This is a genomic window from Pseudomonas sp. AC136, from assembly GCF_979258585.1.
In genome coordinates, this window is the sequence record NZ_OZ409865.1 from 2,344,754 (window position 1) to 2,368,553 (window position 23,800).

Genomic DNA, 23,800 nt, shown 5'->3' on the forward strand with positions numbered 1-23,800 from the left:
CGCGAGCAAGCTCGCTCCTACGGACCGTGCATCGCCTGTAGGAGCGAGCTTGCTCGCGAAGCGGTCTGACCAACACATTCGAGTACATGACCATGCTTCAAGTCGAAAAACTCCACCAGTTCTACGGCGGCAGCCACATTCTTCGCGGCTTGTCGTTCGAGGCCAAGGTTGGCGAAGTCACCTGCCTGCTGGGCCGCAACGGCGTGGGCAAAACCACGTTGCTCAAATGCCTGATGGGCTTGATCCCGTCCAAGGAAGGCGCGGTGCAGTGGGAAGGCAAGCCCATCACCCAGTTCAAACCGCACCAGCGCGTGCACGCCGGAATCGCCTATGTGCCCCAGGGCCGGGAAATTTTCGGGCGCCTGACGGTGGAAGAAAACCTGCTGATGGGCCTGTCGCGTTTCCCCGGTTCACAGGCCAAGGAAGTGCCGGCGTTTATCTACGAGCTGTTCCCGGTACTCAAGGAAATGAAGCAGCGTCGCGGCGGCGACTTGTCTGGCGGTCAGCAGCAGCAACTGGCGATTGGCCGCGCCCTGGCAAGCAACCCGCGCCTGCTGATTCTCGACGAGCCCACCGAAGGCATTCAGCCCTCGGTGATCAAGGAAATCGGCGTGGTGATCAAAAAGCTCGCCGCCCGGGGTGACATGGCGATTTTGCTGGTCGAGCAGTTCTATGACTTTGCGGCGGAACTGGCCGACCAGTACCTGGTGATGTCACGCGGCGAAATCGTGCAGCAAGGGCGCGGCGAAACCATGGAAGCGGATGGGGTACGCGGGTTGGTGGCGATTTAAACGCTGTACTCGGGCTCGCGCTTGGCCAACTGCCGCTTCACGCTATCCAGATGCAGGCGCGCACTGTCGGCGTTGCCGATCAGCATCTGCTTGCTCGCCGCACTGGCAATTTCATGGGACACGGGTTTTAACGGGCGGCCGCTGCTCATGGCTTTGAGCTGCACCTCGGCGGCGCGTTCGAGGTAATAGAGGTCGTCCCAGGCCTCGGCGATGCTCGGCCCCAGCACCAGCGGGCCGTGATTTTTCAGCATCACCACATCGGCATTGCCGGCCGCGCGGGCGATGCGCTCGCCTTCGGCGTTGTCCAGCGCCAGCCCGTTGTAATGCTCATCGACGGCCATGCGCCCGTAGAACTTCAACGCCGTTTGCCCGGCCCACACAAACGGTTCCCCTTCGAGCATGCACAGCGCGGTGGCGTTGGGCATATGGGTGTGAAAGGCCGCCGTGGCGCGCGGATTCAAACGGTGCAGTTGGGCGTGAATAAAAAACGCCGTGGCCTCGGGTTTGCCCTCCCCCAGCACCACACGCCCCTGGAAGTCGCAGATCAGCAACGACGACGCCGTGACCTCGGCAAACGCCAAGCCATAGGGATTGACCAGAAACAACTGCGGATGGCCGGGCAGGACCACCGAGAAGTGGTTGCAAATGCCCTCGCCCATACCCAGGTGGGCGGCCATGCGAAAGCACGCCGCCAAGTCGATTCGCGCCTCGCGGATGGCGGCGGTGTTGAGGTCGGCGGCAAGCACCTCGGCGGCTGGGGCGCGGTTGAGTTCGAAGGCGTGGGCCATGGCAGGCTCCTGGTGAAGTGGGATGGGCTAAGACTAGCGGGGCTGGCTGGATTGGATAGGGGCAGATGGGCCGGCGCAATGGGCCAGATGGAATTGCGGTGGGTTCGGCCCTCACCCCTAGCCCCTCTCCCGTAAACGGGAGAGGGGAATTCAACCGCGATCGGCGTCAGAGCGCGGCGGGTCTCCCCTCTCCCGCCACGCGGGGAGAGGGGCTGGGGGTGAGGGCCGCGGCAAACGAACTGCCCTGACCCACCCTTTCCCCCCATCTGGCCCTACGACCCCGCCAGCGTTTATTCCTAAGGTGGCCCCATTCCCCGTCCAGCTCGCGAGGTCCGCCATGAGCACCGAGATTTCCAACGCCTACGTCCACGCCCTCGACCGCCAGTTCGTGTTCCATTCCTGGTCGATTCAGAGCGCCCTCAATCCGCTGGTGATCGCCGGCGGTCAGGGTTGCACGCTGTGGGATTACGACGGCAATCAGTACCTGGATTTCAGCAGCCAGTTGGTCAACACCAACATCGGCCACCAACACCCGAAAGTGATCGCGGCCATTCAAGAACAGGCCGGCTCGCTGGTGACGGTCGCGCCCGCCACCGCCAACCTGATGCGCGGCGAAGCGGCCAAGCGCATCCTGTCCCACGCGCCGAGCAACTTCAGCAAAGTGTTCTTCACCAACGCCGGTGCCGACGCCAACGAAAACGCCATGCGCATGGCCCGCCAATTCACTGGGCGCGACAAAATTCTCTCGGCCTATCGCTCCTACCACGGCAGCACCGGCTCGGCGATTGCCGCCACCGGCGACTTGCGCCGCGTGCCCAATGAATTCGCCCGTGGCCATGTGCATTTCTTCAACCCGTACCTGTACCGCACCGAGTTCTACGCCGGCAGTGAAGAGCAGGAATGCGAGCGAGCGTTGCAGCACCTGCGCCGAATTATCGAATGCGAAGGGCCGAACTCGGTGGCGGCAATTCTGCTGGAAAGCGTGCCCGGCACCGCCGGCATTCTGGTGCCGCCCAAGGGCTACATGAAAGGCGTGCGGGCGCTGGCTGACGAGTTCGGCATCGTGCTGATTCTCGACGAAGTGATGGCTGGTTTCGGCCGCACCGGCGCCTGGCTGGCGCTGGATAATTTCGACGTAGTGCCCGACCTGATCTGCTTCGCCAAAGGCGTGAACTCAGGCTACGTGCCGGCTGGCGGCGTGATGATTTCGCAGCCGATTGCCGAGTTCTACGAGAACCGTTTCTTCCCCGGCGGCCTGACCTATTCCGGACACCCGCTGGCGATGGCGGCAATCGTTGCCACGCTGGATGTGATGGCCGAAGAAGGCATCGTCGACAACGCCCGCATGATCGGCCAGGAATACCTCGGCCCAGGCCTTAAAGCACTGGCCGCCAAGCACGCGTTGATCGGCGAAGCGCGTGGTATCGGCCTGTTCTGGGCGCTGGAACTGGTCAGCGACCGGCAGAAGAAAACACCGCTGGCGGCGCCGGTGATGGCGCAGATGAAAGCGGCGTTTCAGGCGCGTGGGTTGCTGACGTTTATCGTTGAAAACCGCATTCACGTGGTGCCGCCGTGCATCGTGAACCCGGAGCAGGTAGCGCAGGCGTTAGCGATTTTTGACGAAGTAATCGGCGAATTTTCAGCGAAGCACGCCGGCTGAAAAAAGCATCGCGGCTAAAGCCGCTCCCACAGACCTCGAAATCCTGTGGGAGCGGCTTTAGCCGCGATGCTCTTGACCTTGACCACTGCGGTTCCAGGCCCGGCCAATCGCGGCTAAAGCGGATCGCCGCCCGGCTGCTCCCACAATTGAGCGCGACCTTTACCAATAATTCTCCACCGCCACCGCGCCTGGCCGGCGGGTCAGGCTCAGTTGCATGTCGCGGGTCTTCAGCACGGCGCGGCAGTCGTCGATCATTTGCGGGTTGCCGCACAGCATCACCCGTGAATGCTCCGGCGTCAGTTCAAGCCCGGCCGCTTTTTCCAGTTCGCCATTGGCGATCAATCCGGTGACCCGGCCATGCAGCGCGCCGGGCACTGCTTCGCGGGTAACAATGGGCACGTAAACAAACTTGTCAGCGTATTCGGCCAGGTAATCGCGCTGCATCAGGCCGGCGATCATGTCCTGATAAGCCAACTCGGTTCTGCTGCGGGCGCTGTACACCAGCACCACGCGCTCGAAGCGCTGCCACACCTCGAAGTCTTGCAAAATCGACAAAAACGGCGCCAACCCGGTGCCGGTGCCGATCAGCCACAAATCGCGGCCATCGACGAAACGGTCCAGGGTCAGATAGCCCACCGCCTGACGCTCCACCAGCAATTCGTCGCCAACCTGCAAGCGGCTCAGCTCGCTGGTGAATTCCCCGCCCGGCACCACGATGGAGAAGAATTCCAAGTGTTCGTCATGGGGCGCCGACAGCATTGAATAGGCACGCCACACCACGCTGCCGTCGGCCTTCTGCACACCCAGGCGCGCGAACTGCCCGGCGCGGAAACGAAAGCCGGCATCGCGGGTGCCACGCAGGCTAAACAGGGTTGGCGACCAGGGCCGCACGTCCAGCAAGGTTTCGCGGGTGAACTTGTCGTCGCTAGCGGTCATACGCATACATCCTTTCAAAGCCGATGGCCCAAGTGTCGCGCAAAGTGCGGCGCGGCAATACCTGCAAAGCATGGGGTTTTAGCCGGCCAAACGGCGCGCCCGGCTCGCGCCACTTTGCAGCATCGAGCACATCCGCCATCATTGCCGCCCTTGCTCTTCAGCGGTTCGCGCCATGCCTGTGTTCACCACGCCCTTCGCTTCTCTCGACCTGTTCCGCCAGCCGCCGCAGCGCGACGATCCGTTGCAGGCGTTCGATGCGGCAGACGAATACCTGCTCAATCATCTGGCCGAACAGGGTCTGGCGCCCGAGGCGCGCGTGCTGCTGCTCAATGACAGCTTTGGTGCATTAGCGGCGAGCTTGGCGGGCAAGGCGCAGATCATCAGCAGCGGCGACTCGCACCTCGGTGCGCTGGCGCTGCGCAATAACCTGGCGTGCAACGACTTGGCGGCGGACAGCGTGCAGTTCGTGCCGGCCAGCCAAACCGTGCAGGGGCCGTTCGACTGGGTGCTGATCCGCATCCCCAAAACCCTGGCACTGCTGGAAGAACAGCTGATCCGCCTGCACGGCCAACTCGCCCCCGGCGCACAGGTCGTGGCAGCCGGCATGGTCAAGCACTTGCCACGCAGCGCTGGCGATTTGCTGGAGCAATACGTCGGTCCAGTACAGGCCTCGCTGGCGGTGAAAAAAGCCCGCCTGCTGCTGGCAACGCCGACGCATAAAGCCCCGGTCGCATCGCCCTACCCCAGCCGTTATCTGCTCGATTCGCCGCGCCTGGAGCTGCTCAACCACGCCAACGTGTTCTGCCGCGAAGGCCTGGACATCGGCACCCGCGCCTTCCTCCCGCACCTGCCAAAAAACATCGGCAGCGCCCGCGTGGCTGACCTGGGCTGCGGCAACGGCGTGCTGGGCATCGCCTGCGCCCTGGGCAATCCGGATGCGCAGCTGACGCTGGTGGATGAGTCGTACATGGCCGTGCAATCGGCCGCCGAGAATTGGCAGGCGGCGTTGGGCGACCGGGCGGTGACGATCCGTGCCGATGATGGGTTGGCCGAACAGGCGGAAGATTCGCTGGATATCGTGCTGTGTAATCCGCCGTTTCATCAGCAGCAAGTGCTGGGGGATTTTCTCGCGTGGCGCATGTTTCAGCAGGCGCGCGCGGCGTTGGTTACGGGGGGTGAGTTGTGGATTGTGGGGAACCGGCACTTGGGGTACCACGCCAAGTTGAAGCGGCTGTTTCGGGGGGTTGAGCAGGTGGCGGCGAATCCGAAGTTTGTGGTGTTGAAGGGGGTTAAGTAGGTTGCCGTTTGGGTGAGGACCGAGGCTGACGCGACACTCTGGATTCCCGCCTTCGCGGGAATGACGGTGTTTACTTAAACGCTTTCGAAAATCCATAACCCGTCATTCCCGCGCAGGCGGCGGTCCGACGACTCGGAATTTAGAGTCGTAAGCCGAGCGCAAAGTCCGAAGCCCCCCTCAAAAATCCACCGTAGCCGACACCTTCACCGTCCTCGGCGCGCCCTGGGTCAAGTACCCGCCATTAGCCGACTCCCAATAATCCTTGTTCGCCACGTTCTCCATCCCCGCCCGCACCGTGATATCGCGCTCATCCAGCTTGAAGGCATAACGCGCCCCCAGATCGATGCGGGTCCAGGCGGGAATGCTGAGGTCGTTGGCTGAGTCGTAGTATTGCCCGCCGGTGCGCAGCAACAGGCCGTTGACAGCCAAGCCTTGCACGCCCGGCACGTCCCAGTCGGCGCTCAGGTTGTATTGGAAGTTGGGTACGCCCACGGCACGATTGCCGTCGTTCACGCCGCGCACGGTGCGTGCCGGTGTGCCGACGCTGGCCACCGTGCCGCGCAGTTCGGTGTCCACCCACGTACCGCCCGCCAACAGGCGTAAGCCCGGCAGCGGTTCGCCGAATACGCTCACTTCAACGCCCCGATTACGCTGCTCGGCATCCACGCTGGAGACGTTGTTGACGGTCACCAGCTGCGGCTGCTCGATGCGGTACACGCCGAAACTGGCACCGAAGGTTTGCCAGTCAAGCTTCACGCCCGCTTCGATTTGCTTCGAACGATACGGCGGGAACATCTCGCCACGGTTTCCCGCTGCCGTGCTCACCTGCCCCGGCGAGAGTCCTTCGATGCGGTTCGCGTAGAACGACAGGTACTCCGTGGGCTTGATCACCAGGCCATACACGGGCGTGTTGATGCTTTGGTCGTAGTCCGAGCTGCGCACACCGGTGCGGGCGTTCCAGGCGCTGGTGACGATCTGCTGACGACGAATGCCAAGGGTGAACAACACGCGCTCGTCAAAGAAACCCAAGGTGTCGGAAATGGCGGCGCTGCGGGCGATTGAGGATCCGGTCTTGCGTGGGTCGTGAATATCGCCGTTGATAGTGGCGCGTGGTATGGGACTGTCGAAAGGGTCGTAGAGATTGCCCGGCAAGCGATTGGCTTCAGACGTCGACTCATTCGCGCTACGCCATTCCCGCCAGTTGCCGCTCAAGCCGAAGTTGAGTTTATGGCTGACCGGCCCGGTATCGAACGTGCCGCGCAAACCGCCAAGGGCGCTGCGGCTTTCTTCATCGCGCGGGGCGTACAAGCGCCCGACGCGTCCGCTGCCATCCAGGCTGCTGACGTACAGCGATGAGTACACGCCGTTCTCGCGGGTGTATTTGCCGCCAGCGGCGCCGTAGAGGGTCCAGGTGTCGTTGAGGTCGAATTCGACAGTGGCCATGCCGAAGGTGTCTTCCATCTGCGAATACGCCCAGGGCTGGGAGTAGTTGTGGTCAGCGTCTGGCACTTTCGGGGTTTTGCTTAGCGAGGCGGGCGTGAGGTAAACCACCGAGCGGCCTTCGTTGACCCGCTGTTTCTGATAGCCAAAGTCGGTCGATACACGCAGGCGCTCGCCCCGGTAGTCCAGGCCAAACGCCACCAGGCTGAAGTGCTGGTGCTCGTCGTCCACCGCCGTTTCGCCATCGCGTTTGGCCATGTTCACGCGCACGCCGAACTTGTTGTCTTCGCCGAAACGCTGGCCCAGATCGAAGCTGCCACCGACGCGGTCGCTGCTGCTGTAATCCAGCGTGGCGCTGCGGGTGGGCGTGTCTTCAGCGTGCTTGGAGACGATGTTGATACCGCCGCCCACGCCGCTACCGCCGGGCGATACGCCGTTGAGAAAGGCGTTCGAGCCTTTGAACACTTCCACCCGTTCCACCGCTTCAGTGGAAATGATTTGGCGCGGCAGAACGCCGTACAAACCGTTCAGCGAAATGTCGTCGGAATACAGTTGCAGGCCACGGATCACGAACACTTGCGAGAAGTTGCCGAAGCCATAGGACTGACGCACCGCCGGGTCGCTGTCCATCACCTCGCCCAGGCTTTGGGCCTGGCGGTTTTCGATCAGTTGGCTGGTGTAGCTCGACACGCTGAAGGGCACGTCTTGCATGTCTTGGTTGCCCAGCACACCGACGCGCGCGCCACGGGCCACGTCGCCGCCGGCGTAGGTTTCCGGCAGGTCGCGACGGCCATCGGCCACGCTGTTGACGTTGGTTACGTCCAGCTCGACCGCGCCGGTATCTGCCGGAATCGGCTGCACGCTCACGGTGCCGTCGGCGTCGATGCGGTAAGTCAGGCCAGAACCTTGCAGCAAGCGCTGCAGACCGTCTGCCACCGAGTAATCACCCTGTAGCGCCGGCGCCTGCTGGCTGCGGGTCAGGCCGGCGTCGTAGAGCAGGCGCACGTTGGCCTGTTCAGCGAAATCGGTCAGCGCCGCTTCCAGGCTTTGCGCGGGCACGTTCAGTTCGACGGCCGACGCGGCGAGGCTGGCGCAGGCCAACGGAATGGCCAGGAAAGAGTGAAAAACGCGCGATGGCTTGCGGCCCATGGTGATGTCCTGTTCTGCCGGGTCTGTTGCTTCTGTTCTCTTTTGCGATAACTTCGCATTTGCAGAAACAGAAGACGTAAGCGCGCGAGCTTTCTGAACCGACGCCGCCATTTTTTTTCGATTATTTTTCGCGCCGTCGCGCAGGCCCGGAATTTACTCGGCCGCCGGCTCGCGTGAAGACACCAGCAACAGCCCCGGCAGACGCGTGAGGCGCACCGGCAAATTGCTTTCGATGGCACGCAACAGCGCGTTTGGGTCGGCGCTGGCAAATACCCCGGTCACTTGCAGGCGCCGCGCCGCGTCGTCCAGAAACACCACGCGCTCGCGCTGCACCCGTTGCAACTGGGCGAACACCTCCACCAGCGGCTGCGAACGGAACACCAGCCGCCCCCGTTGCCAGGCCAGACGTTGTGCTTCGTCCAGCGGTTCGAGGGTTTGCAGTGCGCCGTTGCGCCAGGCGATCTGCTGGTGCGCGTTCACAAACTGCGCGGGCTGGTTGCCGTCGCTGACGTGCACTTGGCCCTGACTGACGGCCAGTTGAACCTGCCTGTCGCCGCTGTAGTGGACGTCGAACCGGGTGCCGGTGACGCGAATCTGCGCCGGGCCGGCGAGCACGAAGAACGGCTGGGTGGCGTCATGGGCGACCTGGAAATCCGCTTCGCCGCGATACAACTTCACCTCGCGGCGGCCCTCGGTTACCGACCAGTCCAGCGCCGTGTCACCGTTGAGCGTGAGCACCGAGCCATCGCTCAAGCGCACCTCGCGCACCTCGCCAGGCTGGGTGTGGTAGTCGGCGTACAGGCCAACCCAGGTGCCTTGCGGCAGCCACACCGCCAGCAGCAACGCGGCGGCTGCGGCCAGCGGCAAACCCCAGCTCGTCGCGCGAGGGGCCCGCTTCACCTTGACCACGTTCGCGGCCGGCGCCGGCCGTGACACTTCGCCGAGCAGCGACCACAGATTTTCCACCTGCTGCATGGCCTCGGCGTTCTGCTGCGACGCCGCCCGCCAGGCATCAAGCCGTGCATGGTCCGCCGCCGTCGCGCGCCCGGAATGCAGCAGCACCTGCCATTCGCGCGCTTGCGCCAAGGGCAAATCGGTGGCGGGTTGGGTGTGTGTCATTGGCCGGCGTCCATGTGCTGCTGACAGGTTTCGAGGGCCTTGAGGATATAGCGTCCGGCCATGCTTTCCGAGACACCGAGGCGCTCACCGATTTCACGCTGGGTCAAGCCGTCGAGCCGATTCCACAGCAGCGCCTGGCGCAAGTGCTCGGGCAAACCGTCGAGCACGTTCTGCAAACGGCTCACGCCTTGCGCGCCGCTGGCAATGCGCTCGGGACCGGGCAGCTCGGACTCCAGCTGATCGTCCATGGCTTCCTGAGTCGGACGAGCTTCCTGCTGACGGTGGTGGTCGATGATGAGATTGCGTGCAATGCGGTAGAGAAACGCGCGCAGGTTGCCGATGTCCTCCGTCTGCTCGCGGCGGCTGAAACGCAACCACGCTTCCTGGCGCAAATCGGCCGCCAACTCGGCGCACTTCAACTGCCGCTGGAAAAAACGCAGCAGCTCGCCGGCATGGCGCTGAAACGGGTCGTCCTCAGAGTGAGGGTCGAGAGGCGAAGGCACGGCGGCTTCCGGCTGAAACGAGGGAAGCGCAACATACCTTTGTTGAGAATTGATTTCAAATGCGATTAATGGCGAGAAGGCAGTGCGGCGCTGGAGATCAAAAGCTCGAGGCTAAAGCCTCTCCTACAGGGGATGCGTTTGTTTAACGCCGGCCTCGCCCTACGGCGTGCTCATGCCCGCCGCCTGCATAAACAGGCGCAGCAAATACGACACCACGCCCAAGGCCAGCACGCTGGCGGTCCAGATGAGGACCAGCCAGCCGAGGCGTTTCCAAAAGGGTTGTTTTTCGCTGGTTTCCATCGCCGCGCCCCTAGTGATAGCCCTGATCCGGTGTCACCTTGCCGCGGAATACGTAGTAGCTCCAGGCGGTGTACATCAGGATGAATGGGATGATGAATAGCGCGCCGACCAGAATGAAACCCTGGCTCGACGGCGGCGACGCGGCCTGCCAGATGCTCACTGACGGCGGAATGATGTTCGGCCACAAGCTGATGCCCAAGCCGCTGTAGCCGAGGAAAATCAGCACCAGCGTCAGCAGGAACGGCACGTAGTTGCGGTTGCGCTCCACGGCGCGCAGCAGGGCCACGAACGTCACCAGCACCAGCACGGGAACCGGCAGGAAATAGAACAGGTTCGGCAGGCTGAACCAGCGTTCGGCGATTTCGCTATGGGCCAAGGGTGTCCACAGGCTGACCACGCCAGTCACGCCCAGCAGCACGAATGCTAAGGGCCGCGCCATGTCGTGCATCTGCTTTTGCAAACGGCCTTCGGTTTTCATGATGAGCCAGGTGCAGCCCAGCAGCGCGTAAGCGGCAATCAGCGCCACGCCGCAGAACAACGGGAACGGCGCCAGCCAATCCAGCGAGCCGCCGGCATAGGTACGGTTAACCACGGGCAGGCCGTCGATATACGCCCCCAGCGCCACGCCCTGAAAGAACGTGGCGGTCAGCGAGCCACCGATAAAGGCTTTGTCCCACAGATGGCGCTTGTGCTCTTTGGCTTTGAAGCGGAACTCGAACGCCACGCCGCGAAAGATCAGGCCCAGCAGCATGAAAATCAGCGGCAAATACAAGGCGCTGAGCACCACCGAATAGGCCAGCGGAAAGGCGCCGAACAGGCCCGCGCCGCCCAGCACCAGCCAGGTCTCATTACCGTCCCAAACCGGCGCCACGGTGTTCATCATGATGTCCCGTTCACCGTCGTCTTTCACAAACGGGAAGAGAATGCCGATGCCCAGGTCGAAGCCGTCCATGACCACGTACATCATGATGCCGAAGACGATGATGACCGCCCAGATCAACGAAAGATCGATACCGCCCATACTCAGTTACCTCTGCCCAGGTTCTGGTCAGTTTCCAGGCCTTCGCCCGGCGCCGACAACGGCCGCGCCGGTGTCCGTTTGGTCCCCGGCCCGCCTTCGCGTGGCTCGCGGCCTTCGTCGGTGATCGGGCCTTTGCGCACCAGGCGCATCATGTAGCCGAACCCCGCGCCAAACAGGGCGAAGTACACCACCACGAAGAGAATCAGGGTCAGGCTCATTTGCGCGAAGCTGTGGTTGGACGACGCATCGGCCGTGCGCATCAGGCCGTACACCACCCACGGCTGGCGGCCGACTTCCGTGGTAAACCAGCCGGCCAGAATGGCAATCACGCCGGAAGGCCCCATCCACAACGCCAGGTACAGAAACGGCTTGGACTCGTACAGCCGACCGCGAAACCGCAGCCACAGGCTCCACACGCCGGTCAGCAACATCAGCATGCCGAGCGCGACCATGATGCGGAACGTCCAGAACACGATGGTGGAGTTGGGCCGGTCTTCAGCCTTGAACTCCTTCAGCGCCGGCACTTGTTTGTCCAGGCTGTGGGTCAGAATCAGGCTGCCCATGTACGGAATTTCGACGGCGAAACGGGTTTTCTCCGCCTTCATGTCGGGCCAGCCAAACAGGATCAACGGCGTCGGTTCGTTGCCGACGTTTTCCCAATGGCCTTCGATGGCAGCGATTTTCGCCGGCTGGTGTTTAAGCGTGTTCAGGCCATGGAAATCGCCGACCACCATCTGGATTGGCGCCACGATCAACGCCATCCACATGGCCATCGACAACATGCGCCGAATCGCCGGATTGCCGCGCCCGCGCAGCAAGTGCCAGGCCGCCGACGAGCCGACAAAAAACGCCGTGGCCAGGAAGGCCGCGATGGACATATGAATCAGGCGATAGGGGAACGACGGGTTGAAAATCACCGCGAACCAATCCAACGGCACCACGCGCCCGTCAACAATGTCGAAGCCTTGCGGGGTGTGCATCCAGCTATTGGACGCGAGAATCCAGAAGGTGGAAATCAACGTACCGATGGCCACCATCACGGTGGAGAAAAAGTGCAAACCGGGGCCTACGCGGTTCCAGCCAAACAGCATCACACCGAGGAACCCGGCTTCGAGGAAGAACGCCGTGAGCACCTCGTAGGTCAGCAGCGGCCCCGTGATGGCGCCGGCGAAATCGGAAAATCCGCTCCAGTTGGTGCCGAATTGGTAGGCCATCACCAAGCCCGAGACCACGCCCATGCCGAAGTTGACGGCGAAAATTTTCGACCAGAAGTGGTACAGGTCACGGTAGGTTTCGTCGCGGGTCTTCAGCCACAGCCCTTCGAGCACAGCCAGGTAACTGGCCAGGCCGATGGTGATGGCGGGGAAGATGATGTGAAAGGAAATGGTGAACGCGAACTGCATTCGGGCCAGATCCAGCGCCTCTAAGCCAAACATGGATATTCCTCGTCAGAAATCAGTTATCGCGCGTTCGTGGGGGCTTCTCGTTAGCCCCGAAAATTTGCGATCGGTTCAGGAAATTATTGTTAGGGCGGCGTGTTACGGGATGGGCGGCTTGGCCCTGCACGCCATGGTTGATGGCGTGTTGATGTGGGTCAAAGCCTAACGCTTTTGCGGGTTGAGGGCTGATGTGGTGGATTGTCGCGCGAAGGTTTTCCGGCGTTTAGACGACACCGAAACGTCCGCTAGGCGAATACCTTTACGCAGATCCTTCGCCATACCTCCGTCATCCTCGCGAACGCGGCGGTCCGACGATTCGGGATCCAGAGTCTCAAGCCTTGCACGGTGGATGTGCAGAGGTTTCATTACCGCGTGTACTGAACGTTTTGTTTCGCGCCTTACGCGCGTTTCAACCAGCCCACCGTCATCCCCGCGCAGGCGGGGATCCAGAGTCTCAAGCCTTGCACGGTGGATGTGCAGAGGTATTCATTACCGCGTGTGCTGAACGTTTTGTTTCGCGCCTTACGCGCGACTCACTTTTTCCAGTCGCCGGTATGCCGGACCATGAAAAACTAAGCAAAAAAGCTTGCCCCTACCTTGGGTCTACGCTGCGCTTCGACTTCCCTCCCTCCATCGCCGCTACGGGGGCCGGCGAGACGGGCCATCCTTGGCCCGACACGCCTTTCGCGGCTCCCGGCCGCTCAACCCCCTCCACGTCGACTCCACTCGGCCTGCGATGAATGGGGCGGGTAGATCAAAAGCGGTGGATCAAAAGCAGCAGATCAACACCATCGCGGCTAAAGCGGATCGCCGCCCGGCCGCTCCCACAGGGGGATGCGTGGCTACTGTGGGAGCGGCTTTAGCCGCGATTCCTGGAAACGCCGATGCTCGCCTCCCCTCGCCCGCTCGCGGGAGAGGGGCTGGGGGTGAGGGGCCTTTTGCTTTACCAATCCCCCCCCAAAAAAACCGGGCGATCACTGGCCGCTTCATGGTCACCGCCAACCGCCCCCATGCTAGCCTCTGCCGTCCCCGCCCCAATTCCCCAGATGAACTATGTCCACCACCACGCCCGTGCTCTTGCGTCATCACGTTCCGTTCCTCACGTTCTGGCTCGCCCGCGTATTCACGGCGAGTGGTTTTCAAATGCTCACGGTCGCTATCGGTTGGCATATGTATCAGCTCACCGGCAGCGTCATGGACCTGGGCTGGGTCGGCTTGGTGGAGTTCTTGCCGCGGGTGCTGTTTATGTTGCACACCGGCCACGTGGCGGACCGCTATGACCGGCGCAAGGTGGCGGCGTTTTGTCAGGGTTGTCAGGCGGTGATTGCCTTGGCTTTGGTGCTGGGCAGCACCAGCGGCGATGTCACGCGCGAGATGATTTTTGTATTGGCTTTCCTGCTCGGCAGTACCCGTGCCTTTGAGATGCCGGCCACCCAAGCGCTGTTGCCGAGCCTGGTGCCGGCGGCGTTGTTTCCGGCGGCCATTGCGGCGTCTTCCTCGGCGATTCAAACGGCCACCATCGTCGCCCCGGCGCTGGGCGGTTTTCTTTATGCGTTTGGCAGTATCTGGGTGTATGCGCCCACCACGGCGCTGTATGTGCTGGCGTGCGGGTTGATGCTGAGCCTGCCGAAGAACCAGGCCAAGCTCAGCCAGGAGCGGCCGTCAGTGCATTCGCTGTTGGCGGGTATCCGTTTTATTCGCAGCCGGCCGGATATTTTCGGCGCCATTTCGCTGGATTTATTCGCGGTGCTGCTGGGCGGCGCTACGGCGCTGTTGCCGGTATTCGCTAAAGACATTCTGCTCACCGGCCCGTGGGGCCTGGGCATGCTGCGTTCGGCGCCAGCGGTGGGCGCGCTGTTGATGGCGTTCTGGATTGCGCGCTTTCCGATCAAGCGCAAGGTGGGCCGCGTGATGTTTATTGCGGTCGGCGTGTTTGGCGTGGCGACCATCGCCTTTGGGTTGTCGACCTCGTTGTGGTTCTCGCTGCTGGTGCTGGTGATTCTCGGTGCGGCCGACATGATCAGCATGGTCATTCGCGGCGCGTTCGTGCAGCTGGAAACGCCCGATGCCATGCGCGGCCGCGTCAGTGCGGTGAATGGCTTGTTTATCGGCGCGTCCAATCAGCTCGGCGAGTTCGAGTCCGGCCTGACCGCCCATTGGTTCGGCACGGTTAACGCGGTGGTCATGGGCGGGGTCGGCACGCTGTTGATTACCGGCACTTGGTACAAGCTGTTCCCCACCCTGGCCAACCGCGAAACCCTCAGCGCGCCGGAACCCGCCGCGCCTACAACACCTTCTCCACCGTAATCGGGAACTCCCGAATGCGCTTGCCGGTCGCGTGATACACGGCGTTGGCAATCGCCGCGCCGACGCCCACCAGGCCAATTTCACCCACGCCTTTTGAGCCCAGGGCGTTGACGATGGTGTCGGGCTCGTCGACAAAAATCACATCGATGTCGCCCATGTCGGCATGCACCGGCACGTGGTATTCGGCCAGGTTGTGGTTCATGTAGCGGCCCAGGTTGTGGTCGATTTGCGTCTCTTCCTGCAGGGCCATGCCAATGCCCCACACCACGCCGCCGAGGATCTGGCTGCGGGCGGTTTTCGGATTCACCACGCGCCCGGCGGCAATGGCGCTGACCACACGGCTGACGCGCACTTTGCCCAGCGCTTCGTCGACGCGCACTTCCACGAACACCGCCGAATGCGTGGCGGTGGCGTAGGGGTCGCGTTTCTCTTGGTCCGGCTCAGCGTCGACATGGGCCTCGATATGCCCGCTGCCGCTGCCGCGCACAATCTCGCCAAGGGCTACTTGCTGGCTCGGGTCGGCCTTCAGACGCAACGCGCCATCAGCGAACTCCACCTGCTCGCGGGTGGCCTCGGCGAACGGCGAATCGTCGAGCTGTTGCGCCGCTTCCAGCAGTTGTTTTTGCAGGGCGGCGCAGGCTTGCTGCACGGCGCTGCCAACCGAGGAAATGGTGAACGAGCCGCCTTGCAGCGGCGAGGTGGGCAGGCTGGAGTCGCCGATCAGCACCGCCACGTCATCGGTGTCCAGCCCCATGGCAGCGGCTGCAATTTGCGTGAGCGCGGTATAGGTGCCAGTGCCGATGTCCGTCACGGCGCTGCTGACGTGCAGGCGCCCGTAAACGTCGAGCACCACGCGGGCGCTGGCTTTCTGCTGCATGGCTTCCCACACGCCGGTGGCCACGCCCCAGCCGAGCAGGTCGTTGCCGTCGCGCATGCTGCGCGGCTCGGGCGAACGTCTGGCCCAGCCGAAGCGTTCGGCGCCTTCGCTGTAGCACTCGCGCAGGGCCTTGCTTGAGTAGGGTTTGTCTTCGTTCTGGTTACGGTCGCTGTAGTTTTCGATGCGCAGCTTCAGCGGGCAGACGTTGGCGGCGTAGGCCAATTCGTCGATAGCGCATTCCAGTGCCGACACGCCCGTGGCGGCGCCCGGTGCGCGCATGTCCAACGGCGTGTACACATCCAACGGCACCAAGTGGTAGTCGAGCGCCACGTTATCGCAGTGGTAAAGCATGCCGGACCACTCGACCAGATGCTCAGTGAAGTCCTCAAAACTGGCGGTTTGCGCAATCGCTTCATGGCGAATGGCTTGCAACTTGCCGCTGGCATCGGCGCCCAGACTCAAGCGTTGGATGGTGCGCGGCCGGTAGCCAAAGGTGAACATTTGCTGGCGAGTCAGGGCCACACGCACTGAGCGTTTGAGCTTCAGCGCGGCCATCACTGCCAAGGTCAATTGGTATTGCGGACGCAGGCCGGAACCAAAGGCGCCGCCCACGTAATGCGCCACCACCCGCACGCTGCCCGGCTCCAGGCCGAACACTTGCTCGACAAAGGTGCGGCAGTTTTGCGTGCCTTGGGTTTTGTCGTAAATCAGCAGGCCACCATCGGGTTGCACCACCACGGTGGAGGCGTGAGGCTCCATGGGGTTGTGGTGCTCGATCGGCGTCTCGTATTCCACGTCGACGCGGGCGGTGGAGCGCGCCAGCGCCGCGTCGACATCGCCGCGCGGTTCGGGCAACTCGGCGGGGGCTTTGTGGCTGTTGCCCAACTGCTCGCGCAGATCGGTGTGATGGGGCTCGCTGCGGTATTCAACGTGCACCTGGGCGGCAGCCATGCGCGCCTGTTCCAATGTCTTCGCCACCACCAGCGCCACCGGCTGGCCGCTGTAGAGAATGCGGTCGTTGTAGAACGGACGGAACGGCGAGCCGTCGCCCGCATCGGCGTCCATATACGCCTCGTCGTAGCTGGCCAATTCGGGCCGATTCAGGTGGCTGAGCACCAGCAACACGCCAGGCAATGCCAAGGCGGCGCGGGCGTCGATATCGACAATGCGGCCATGGGCGATGGGGCTGGACACCACCCAACCGTAGGTCAACTCGGCCGTGTGAAAATCCGCTGCATAGCGCGCTTCGCCGGTGACTTTGGCGTAGCCGTCGACGCGGTCCATTGGCACGCCCATGGGCGCTTCAAGTGGCGTGTGAAGGGCTGTAACGGTGGCGCTCATGCGGCCTCCCCTGCTTTCGCGGCATCGTTGAGGGCACGCACCACAGCCTGGCGCGCCAGTTCAATTTTGAACGTGTTGCGGCCCAGGCCGTTGGCACCGTCGAGGAGCAAATCGGCGGCCAGGCGGAAATTCGCGGGCGTCGCCGGTTTGCCCACCAGCGCCGCTTCGGCGTCCGGGTTGCGCCACGGTTTGTGCGCCACGCCACCCAGGGCGATACGCGCCTCGCGGATCACAAGGCCGTCGATATCCAGCGCCGCCGCCACCGACACCAAGGCGAAGGCGTACGACTCACGGTCGCGCACCTTCAGGTAGTGGCTGTGGGCGGCAAACCCGGCGGGGGGCAGTTCGATGGCGGTAATCAGCTCGTCCTGCGCCAGCACATTGTCGCGCTGCGGCTCATCGCCGGGCAGGCGATGGAAATCGGCAAAGGCAATCACCCGCGCGCCTTGCGGTCCGGCCACATGCACCTTGGCCTGCAAGGCGGCAAGGGCCACGCACATGTCCGAAGGATGGGTCGCCACGCAGTGTTCACTGGCGCCCAGAATCGCGTGGTTACGGTTCAAGCCCTTTAGCGCGCTGCAACCGGAGCCCGGCTCGCGCTTATTGCATGGCGTGGCGGTGTCGTAGAAATACAGGCAGCGGGTGCGTTGCAACAGGTTGCCGCCGGTGGTGGCCATGTTGCGCAGCTGCGGCGAAGCACCGGCCAGAATCGCCTGCGCCAGCAACGGATAATCGCGCTCCACGCGAGGGTGCCAGGCGAGGTCGCTGTTGCTGACCAAGGCGCCGATCAGCAGGCCGCCGTCCACCGTATCGGTGAGTTCGTGCAGCGGCAGGCCGGTAATATCGATCAAGCGTTGCGGACGCTCGACGTTCTCTTTCATCAAATCGAGCAGGTTGGTGCCACCGGCAATAAAACGCGCATGTGGCCCGGCCAACCGCAGGGCTTCATCCAGTGCCGTGGGCCGCGCATAAGCAAAGGGACTCATGCCGCGTCCCCCTTCTTGATCAACGCCGGCGCGCTGGTTTCCAACTCACCGCGACACACCGGCAACGCTTCTTCGATGGCCGCCAGAATGTTGTTGTAGGCGCCGCAACGGCACAGATTGCCGCTCATTTGCTCGCGAATTTCGTCGGTGCTGTGGGCACGGTTTTCACCGGCCATCGCCAGCGCCGAACAGATTTGCCCCGGCGTACAGAAGCCGCATTGAAAGGCATCGTGCTTGATAAACGCGCGCTGCAACGGATGCAGCTCTTCGCCGTTGGCCACGCCTTCAATGGTCGTCAGTTCCGCGCCATCGTGCATCACCGCCAGGGTCAGGCAGCTGTTGATACGCTTGCCGTCGAGCAACACCGTGCACGCACCACATTGGCCGTGGTCGCAGCCTTTTTTGGTGCCAGTGAGTTGCAGTTGCTCACGCAGCATGTCCAACAACGTGGTCCAGGCCGGCACCTGAACCCGGCGCTGCTCGCCATTGATGGTGAAACGCAGGGTGTGCAGCGCGAACAGATCGTCGCGCTCATTTTCCAGGCCTTCGCCAGTCAGAGTCGTACTCATAGAAGCCTCGCGGTAATCGGCGGGCCGCGCATGGGCGGCGGCGCAGTTAGCTGCGTCTATGGGGTACGACTGCTCCCTTTGGAAGGGGGTTCAGGGTTTATGCCAAGCGGTGGCTGCCTCTTCGATCACCGTGCCCCAGCAGGCCGTTGCTCGCATTTAAGACCCCACTCGCCGACCTTCTGTTGGCATGATTGACCAGCACCTAGCTGCTGAGCCGTTGAGAATTGCACGTTGCGTATCGCCACAAAGCAAACGATCAGAACCGCCACCAGCGCCCAGCCAAATGTGGCTTTGCGCCGCTGCCAAAAGTCCCGCAGCGCGTCCATGCGGCCACTGGTGGGCGCATCGCTGCGCAGGTTTTGCAGCGCGTACGCCACGGCTCCCACCCCCACCGCGCTGCCGAAGAGCGGAGCGTAGGGGCCCAAACCGCTGGCCCAACCGCCGTATACGGCACCGAGCAACGCGCAAGGCACACCGTGGCGCAGTAGCAGAAAACCGGCCCCGTCATTCGCCACGAAGCGAGGCAACAGGCGCTCGCTGATCCAGGCGTCTGTGCCTGCCAGGAGCCGCGCGATGCGGTCCACACCTCGGCCCACCCATCGGACCAGCAGCATCGTGATAACCCCGGCGCCAACCGTGGCCACCGCCTTGGCGCCGAGATCGTCCGGCAGTGGCGCGCCGCCCATGATCTTGACCCACCCAGGCGCGGCGGTGGCCAGCATCACCAGCAGCATCAACCACAGGTTCAGCCAAACTCCTTCGGCGCGTGCCAACCATTTGCGCCAGTTTTGAATACCCTGCTCACGCAGTGCCGGGACCAGCTCCGGGACCTCATGGCGCATCTCGAACTCCAGGGTTGCGCAGGCTTCCCAGACATCCGGCGCCACCGCATCGCTCAGACGCCGCCCTTCGCTGGCGCTCATGTCTTTGAACAGCAGCCATGCCGCTTGCTCCTCGTGGCGCACCGGCCAGGTCAAGGCCAGTTGCTTGCGCAGTCGTCGCAGCACCGCCTGTTTGGCCAAGTACTGGTGCAAGTGGGTCAGTGCCCAATGTTGGTGGTACTCGCGGGCTTGTTTGTCGTCGATGCCCAGCAAATCAAACAAACGCTCGACCATCGCAGGGGTGCGGTTTTCGTCGCTGGCCAACCACTCCAGCAGCGCCTCGCGGGCCTGCGCCTGGCGGTCCACGCTTTCCAGCCAGGGGCTGCGCAACAGGGCGGTCAGCCCGTCGAATGCGCGGCTTTCCTGCCCCTCTGCCAACCACTGGGCGAGTTCAGCGATTCGCGCGTTCAGCAGTTGCGCGGCCAATTGCTCGGTCTGTTTGTGGGCCAGCGCTGACGACTGCCACGGCGTTAACCAGCGCAGCGCGTCCACCGCCCACTGCACGCACGCAATGGCGTCATTCCCAGCAGCCAGACAGTGGGTCAGCAAACGTGCTTCAAACAGTGGCTGACAGTCGCGCTCACGTGCCTGGAGCAGGTGAGCGTCGAGTTGCGCCACGCTGAGCTCGGCGAAAATCTCGTTCAGCCAAGGGTTGTGATCGGACCAGGCCGCAGGTTCCGAAGGCGCTTGCACCGCTTCAATTTCCAACGCTACGACCTGCAACGACGCGTGCATATCCGACCGGCGAGCCTGTTGCAGCGCGGCTTCATAAGCCTCGCGCAGACACTGAAAAGCCTGCGGGTCGTCGTCCGGGCGGGTGACTTTGAGCAGTTGGGCATAACGACGTTTGATGGTGCCGCTATCACTCTCATCGCTTAAGCCCAGCACCTGCCAGCAACTCTGGTTCATAGCCCGTTAAACCCTTTTTCCAATGCTTCCAGGCGTTGGCCAATTTCCGCGCGACCGACGCGTATCTGCCGTTCGTCCTGAGTCTCAAGCAGTTGCTGAAACTGCTGCGCCAAGGTGCCGACGTATTGGCGCTGCTCCCCGAGGCTTTCCTGATACAAGCGCTCGAGCCGCGCCACCAACACGCTGTTGACCTGTTGTTCGCGTGGATGAATTTTCAGGTCTTGCAGCTGCTTCAGGCGCTCGGCAATTTCATCGGCCGTCATCGCGCCCGGACTGTTTTCGATCACCAGGCTGTGGCTTTCCTGGGTGAGCGCAATGGTCACGAAGGCTTCCAGCAGGCCGTTGATGTCGTAGGTAAACCGCACGTCGAGGTCGAGCAGGCTGTCGGTTTGCGGCGGCACCTCGATCTGCAGCTCGCCAAGGAAAATGTTGTCTTTCACCAGGCGGCTCTCGCCTTGAAATACTTTGACGTGCACCTGACGCTGCTGGGGATGGGTGGTGTGCACCCGCTCCACGCGGCTGACCGGCACTACGCTGTTGCGCTCGATGATGGGCAGGTAATGGCCGTGCTCATTGCCCACCGCACTTTGGTTCGTCACTTCGATGCCCAAGCTGTAAGGGCACACATCGGTCAACACCACTTCCTCCAGCGCCGCGTGCCGCGCTTTGAGCGCTGCCTGCACAGCCGCGCCCAACGCCACTACTTCATCAGGATTGAGGTGCATGGAAGGAATTCGCCCAAACAGGCCGGCGGTCAATTTGCGCAGCAGTGGCATGCGGGTGGTGCCGCCCACCAACAGCACTTCGTCGAGATCGGCCGCACGAATGCTGGCATCACGCAGCGCTCGCTCGATGGGCGCACGCAAACGATCGAGCAGCGGCATGGCCGCTTCGTGCAAGCGCTCGGCGGTGAACGGCTCGGACCATTGCTGATCGTTCAAGCGCAGGCTAAATACGCTCTCTTCGCGGCTGCCCAGCTCATGACGAACGCGTTGCGCTTCGCGGCGCAAACGGTTGCGGATAGCGGGCTGGTTGGCGTCCGGAAAGCCCGGCGTCTTGCCTTGCAGTTTCACGAAGCGCTGCACCAGCACATCGTCGAAATCTTCACCGCCGAGGAAGTTATCGCCGGCGCTGGCGCGCACTTCCATGACGCCGTCGAACAGTTCAAGAATCGACACATCGAACGTGCCGCCGCCCAGATCGAAGACCAGAAACGAGCTTTCTTCCTTACGGTGCAGGCCATAAGAAAGCGCGGCGGCGGTGGGTTCGTTGATGAGTTTTTCCACCGTCAGCCCAGCCAGCTCGCCCGCCGTGCGCGTAGCTTTGCGCTGAGCGTCGCTGAAATAGGCCGGCACGCTGATCACCGCCTCTGTCACCGGCTCGCCGTAGGCGCGCTCCACGTCCGCCATCAGGCTTTTGAGCACCAGCGCGGAGAGCTCTTCCGGGCGGAAGGTGCGCTTTCCCAACTGAATGTCGCGCTTGCTGCCCATGTAGCGTTTGAACAACGACGTGGTGAGGTGCGGGTGGGTTTGCAGGCGTTCGCGCGCCACTTCGCCAACCAGAACCTGGCCGAGGTCATCGAGCCCGACCACGCTGGGCGTGAGAAAACCACCGAGGGCATTGGCAACCAGACAGGGTTTATCGTCCTGCCAAACCGCGACGAGACTGTTGGTGGTGCCTAAATCGATGCCGACAATCATGCTGACGCCGCTCCTTGCCAAGACGAGAAAGTAAAAATGATTAACGCGGCGTGCTGAACCACAGCATCCAGCCCAAGCCCAGCAAGCCGCCTATCCACATGGCGTGCGCGAGCAGTCCTTCGAGGTTGGCGTTCAGCCATAGGCTCAGACGGGGCGCACGCAGGCCGGGACGGAAAAACTGCAACAGCGAATAGGCCCCCGCGAGCCCACTAGCCAGCAGCCCGAAAGCAAACACCAGCAAGGGCGACAGATCCGTGGTGCTGGCCAGCAGAGCGCCGACCACCACCCCGAGCCCGATGCAGGGCACGCCGTTGCGTAACGGCAGCAGGCCTGCACCGCGACAGAAAACAGCGGCCGGCATACACAACCTGCCGAGCGCAAAGTCGACGACGGTCAATCGCCGCGCCAGCCAACTCCATGTGCGATGCACACCGCTAAGCAGCAAGGCCGCGAACGCACCATTTACGCAGCTTTGGATGACCACCCAGGCCGGGGCGCCGGGCGTCTGGCCACGCACCCCCGACAATGAATGCGGCAGGCTGTTGATCAGGGCGAAGGTCGCGATGCACAACACCACCAGCCAGGCATAAGCGCCCGACCACCGTTGGCCGGCGCGGTAGCGCTGCCAATCAAACGGCTCGGCATCGCCGTCAGGATCGGCAGGCGGCCACAGGTGCTTCGGCTGGCTGTTGGCGATGCGCTGCATTTGCTCGCAGGCGGCCCAGTCAAGCTTGATGAAATCATCAGCCAAGCGTCGCCGCTGGGCAGCGCCGAGCGGTTTGAACAGCATCCAGGCCGCCGATTCCTCAGTGTTACGCGGTTCTTTTACGGCCAATAGCCGGTTGATTTTCCTGCTGAACCAACGCTCGTCCTGACGCTTGAGCAGAACGTCGCGCTGCCAATGGGCAATCGGCATCCGCTCAGTGTTCTCACCCCAGCCGAACAACTTCGCGGTCTCCAGGAAAAAAACGAGCGTGACGGCGTCGTTTTCCACCTGCCAGTTCACCAGCGCCTGCGAATAGCTAAGGCTGCGGTCGACCGACTGCATCCAGGGCTGGGCGTAAAAACGCTGCACGCAGGCAATGGCCTGTGCCCAGTCATCGGCGTCCACCCAACCGTTCAACTCAGCCCAATGCCGGCGCAACAGGTGCTGCGCCAGCATGTCGAGCTGCGCCTGGGGCAGCTCTGCGGTTTGCCAAGGCGTCAGCCATTGCAGGTGGGTGAGCGCCCACGCCGTCCAGGCCGGCGCCTCAGGGCGTGGCGAAACACAGTGCGCGAGTAACGCGCGCTCGAACAAGGCCTGGCCGCCATGGGTGCGGGCGGTGTGCAGGGCGTTATCGAGGGCATCGAGCGTGAGGGTCGCCATCAGCGCGTGCAGCCATTGTGCATCCGCGCCTGGCGACGGCGAGGTCGGTGGCGTATCGGCCTGAACCGGCGCAGCGCTTTCATCAAGCCGCGCCATGAACAGCGCATGATCGTAGGCTTCACGCACGCGTTGAAAGCCTACGGGGTCAGCATCCGGGCGGAACACTTTGACCAGCTCGGCATAACGACGCTTGATCGCACGCGCATCACTTTGAGCGTCGAGGCCGAGCACTTCCCAGCAGCTCACGGTGCGGTTTTCCAGCGAGGCGGCGCGGCGAAAACAGAAACGGCGGGGACGAACATGGCAGGCCTGCGCTCCTTGCAATGGCGGGGACTGGCGAAGACCTCCGTCTTCGGGCGCGCATTAGAACCAGCGCCGAGCACGAGGTAAAGCGCGAGCCGGCGAAAGGCCATACGTTGCG

Annotated in this window: 18 protein-coding genes; 4 read left to right on the top strand and 14 right to left on the bottom strand. The window is 62.9% G+C overall.

Features of this window, described 5'->3' with window-relative positions; all coding sequences use genetic code 11:
• Positions 1–92: 92 nt before the first annotated feature.
• Positions 93–791, top strand: coding sequence for an urea ABC transporter ATP-binding subunit UrtE (gene urtE / locus ACZZZU_RS10660; protein ID WP_122452264.1), 699 nt, complete (start codon positions 93–95; stop codon positions 789–791).
• Here the strand turns inward: urtE and ACZZZU_RS10665 are convergent.
• Entirely contained in the window at positions 788–1,579 is a 792-nt protein-coding gene (locus ACZZZU_RS10665) for an aldolase (protein WP_463550557.1), read from the bottom strand. The two genes, urtE and ACZZZU_RS10665, sit on opposite strands and share 4 nt — an antisense overlap.
• Positions 1,580–1,916: 337 nt before the next feature.
• On the opposite strand from ACZZZU_RS10665, the gene ACZZZU_RS10670 reads away from it, so the two are divergent.
• Positions 1,917–3,239, top strand: a complete 1,323-nt coding sequence (locus ACZZZU_RS10670) for an aminotransferase class III-fold pyridoxal phosphate-dependent enzyme (RefSeq protein ID WP_463550558.1) — start codon at positions 1,917–1,919, stop codon at positions 3,237–3,239.
• Between the two features lie 159 nt (positions 3,240–3,398).
• Here the strand turns inward: ACZZZU_RS10670 and ACZZZU_RS10675 are convergent, their stop codons facing one another.
• Complete coding sequence (locus ACZZZU_RS10675; RefSeq protein ID WP_463550559.1) at positions 3,399–4,175, bottom strand: ferredoxin--NADP reductase; 777 nt, start codon at positions 4,173–4,175, stop codon at positions 3,399–3,401.
• Between the two features lie 172 nt (positions 4,176–4,347).
• Between ACZZZU_RS10675 and ACZZZU_RS10680 the strand changes: the two genes are divergently transcribed.
• On the top strand, positions 4,348–5,472 hold the full coding sequence (locus tag ACZZZU_RS10680) for a methyltransferase (protein WP_463550560.1): 1,125 nt from the start codon (positions 4,348–4,350) through the stop codon (positions 5,470–5,472).
• Between the two features lie 177 nt (positions 5,473–5,649).
• Here the strand turns inward: ACZZZU_RS10680 and ACZZZU_RS10685 are convergent, their stop codons facing one another.
• From ACZZZU_RS10685 to ACZZZU_RS10710, 6 genes are all read right to left on the bottom strand, one after another.
• A complete protein-coding gene (locus ACZZZU_RS10685; RefSeq protein ID WP_463550561.1) occupies positions 5,650–8,061 on the bottom strand; it encodes a TonB-dependent siderophore receptor in 2,412 nt (803 codons plus the stop codon).
• Positions 8,062–8,214: 153 nt separating this feature from the next.
• Positions 8,215–9,180: a FecR family protein gene (locus tag ACZZZU_RS10690; RefSeq protein ID WP_463550562.1), complete on the bottom strand. Its 966-nt coding sequence runs from the start codon at positions 9,178–9,180 to the stop codon at positions 8,215–8,217.
• The gene (locus ACZZZU_RS10695) at positions 9,177–9,683 is read right to left on the bottom strand and encodes an RNA polymerase sigma factor (protein WP_463550563.1); all 507 of its coding nucleotides are present in this window, start codon (positions 9,681–9,683) and stop codon (positions 9,177–9,179) included. Before ACZZZU_RS10695 ends, ACZZZU_RS10690 begins: the two co-directional genes overlap by 4 nt.
• Positions 9,684–9,842: 159 nt before the next feature.
• A complete protein-coding gene (locus tag ACZZZU_RS10700) occupies positions 9,843–9,983 on the bottom strand; it encodes a DUF2474 domain-containing protein (protein ID WP_463550564.1) in 141 nt (46 codons plus the stop codon).
• Between the two features lie 10 nt (positions 9,984–9,993).
• Positions 9,994–11,004: a cytochrome d ubiquinol oxidase subunit II gene (gene cydB / locus ACZZZU_RS10705; RefSeq protein ID WP_122494628.1), complete on the bottom strand. Its 1,011-nt coding sequence runs from the start codon at positions 11,002–11,004 to the stop codon at positions 9,994–9,996.
• 2 nt (positions 11,005–11,006) lie between these two features.
• Entirely contained in the window at positions 11,007–12,440 is a 1,434-nt protein-coding gene (locus tag ACZZZU_RS10710) for a cytochrome ubiquinol oxidase subunit I (RefSeq protein ID WP_463550565.1), read from the bottom strand.
• 1,056 nt (positions 12,441–13,496) lie between these two features.
• On the opposite strand from ACZZZU_RS10710, the gene ACZZZU_RS10715 reads away from it, so the two are divergent.
• The gene (locus ACZZZU_RS10715) at positions 13,497–14,750 is read left to right on the top strand and encodes an MFS transporter (RefSeq protein ID WP_463550566.1); all 1,254 of its coding nucleotides are present in this window, start codon (positions 13,497–13,499) and stop codon (positions 14,748–14,750) included.
• Here the strand turns inward: ACZZZU_RS10715 and ACZZZU_RS10720 are convergent.
• From ACZZZU_RS10720 to ACZZZU_RS10745, 6 genes are all read right to left on the bottom strand, one after another.
• Positions 14,728–16,968 carry a xanthine dehydrogenase family protein molybdopterin-binding subunit gene (locus ACZZZU_RS10720; protein ID WP_463550567.1) on the bottom strand — a complete coding sequence of 747 codons (2,241 nt, stop codon included), beginning with the start codon at positions 16,966–16,968 and terminating at the stop codon, positions 14,728–14,730. The genes ACZZZU_RS10715 and ACZZZU_RS10720 overlap by 23 nt on opposite strands.
• Positions 16,965–17,954 (bottom strand): FAD binding domain-containing protein, encoded by a 990-nt coding sequence (locus ACZZZU_RS10725; protein WP_463550568.1) that lies wholly within the window; start codon positions 17,952–17,954, stop codon positions 16,965–16,967. The genes ACZZZU_RS10720 and ACZZZU_RS10725 overlap by 4 nt, the downstream gene beginning before the upstream one ends.
• Positions 17,951–18,523: a (2Fe-2S)-binding protein gene (locus tag ACZZZU_RS10730; protein ID WP_463550569.1), complete on the bottom strand. Its 573-nt coding sequence runs from the start codon at positions 18,521–18,523 to the stop codon at positions 17,951–17,953. The genes ACZZZU_RS10725 and ACZZZU_RS10730 overlap by 4 nt, the downstream gene beginning before the upstream one ends.
• A 125-nt stretch (positions 18,524–18,648) precedes the next feature.
• Positions 18,649–20,313 (bottom strand): hypothetical protein, encoded by a 1,665-nt coding sequence (locus ACZZZU_RS10735; RefSeq protein WP_463550570.1) that lies wholly within the window; start codon positions 20,311–20,313, stop codon positions 18,649–18,651.
• Positions 20,310–22,013, bottom strand: a complete 1,704-nt coding sequence (locus ACZZZU_RS10740) for a molecular chaperone HscC (RefSeq protein WP_463550571.1) — start codon at positions 22,011–22,013, stop codon at positions 20,310–20,312. Before ACZZZU_RS10740 ends, ACZZZU_RS10735 begins: the two co-directional genes overlap by 4 nt.
• 40 nt (positions 22,014–22,053) lie before the next feature.
• On the bottom strand, positions 22,054–23,625 hold the full coding sequence (locus ACZZZU_RS10745) for a hypothetical protein (protein ID WP_463550572.1): 1,572 nt from the start codon (positions 23,623–23,625) through the stop codon (positions 22,054–22,056).
• Positions 23,626–23,800 lie beyond the last annotated feature (175 nt).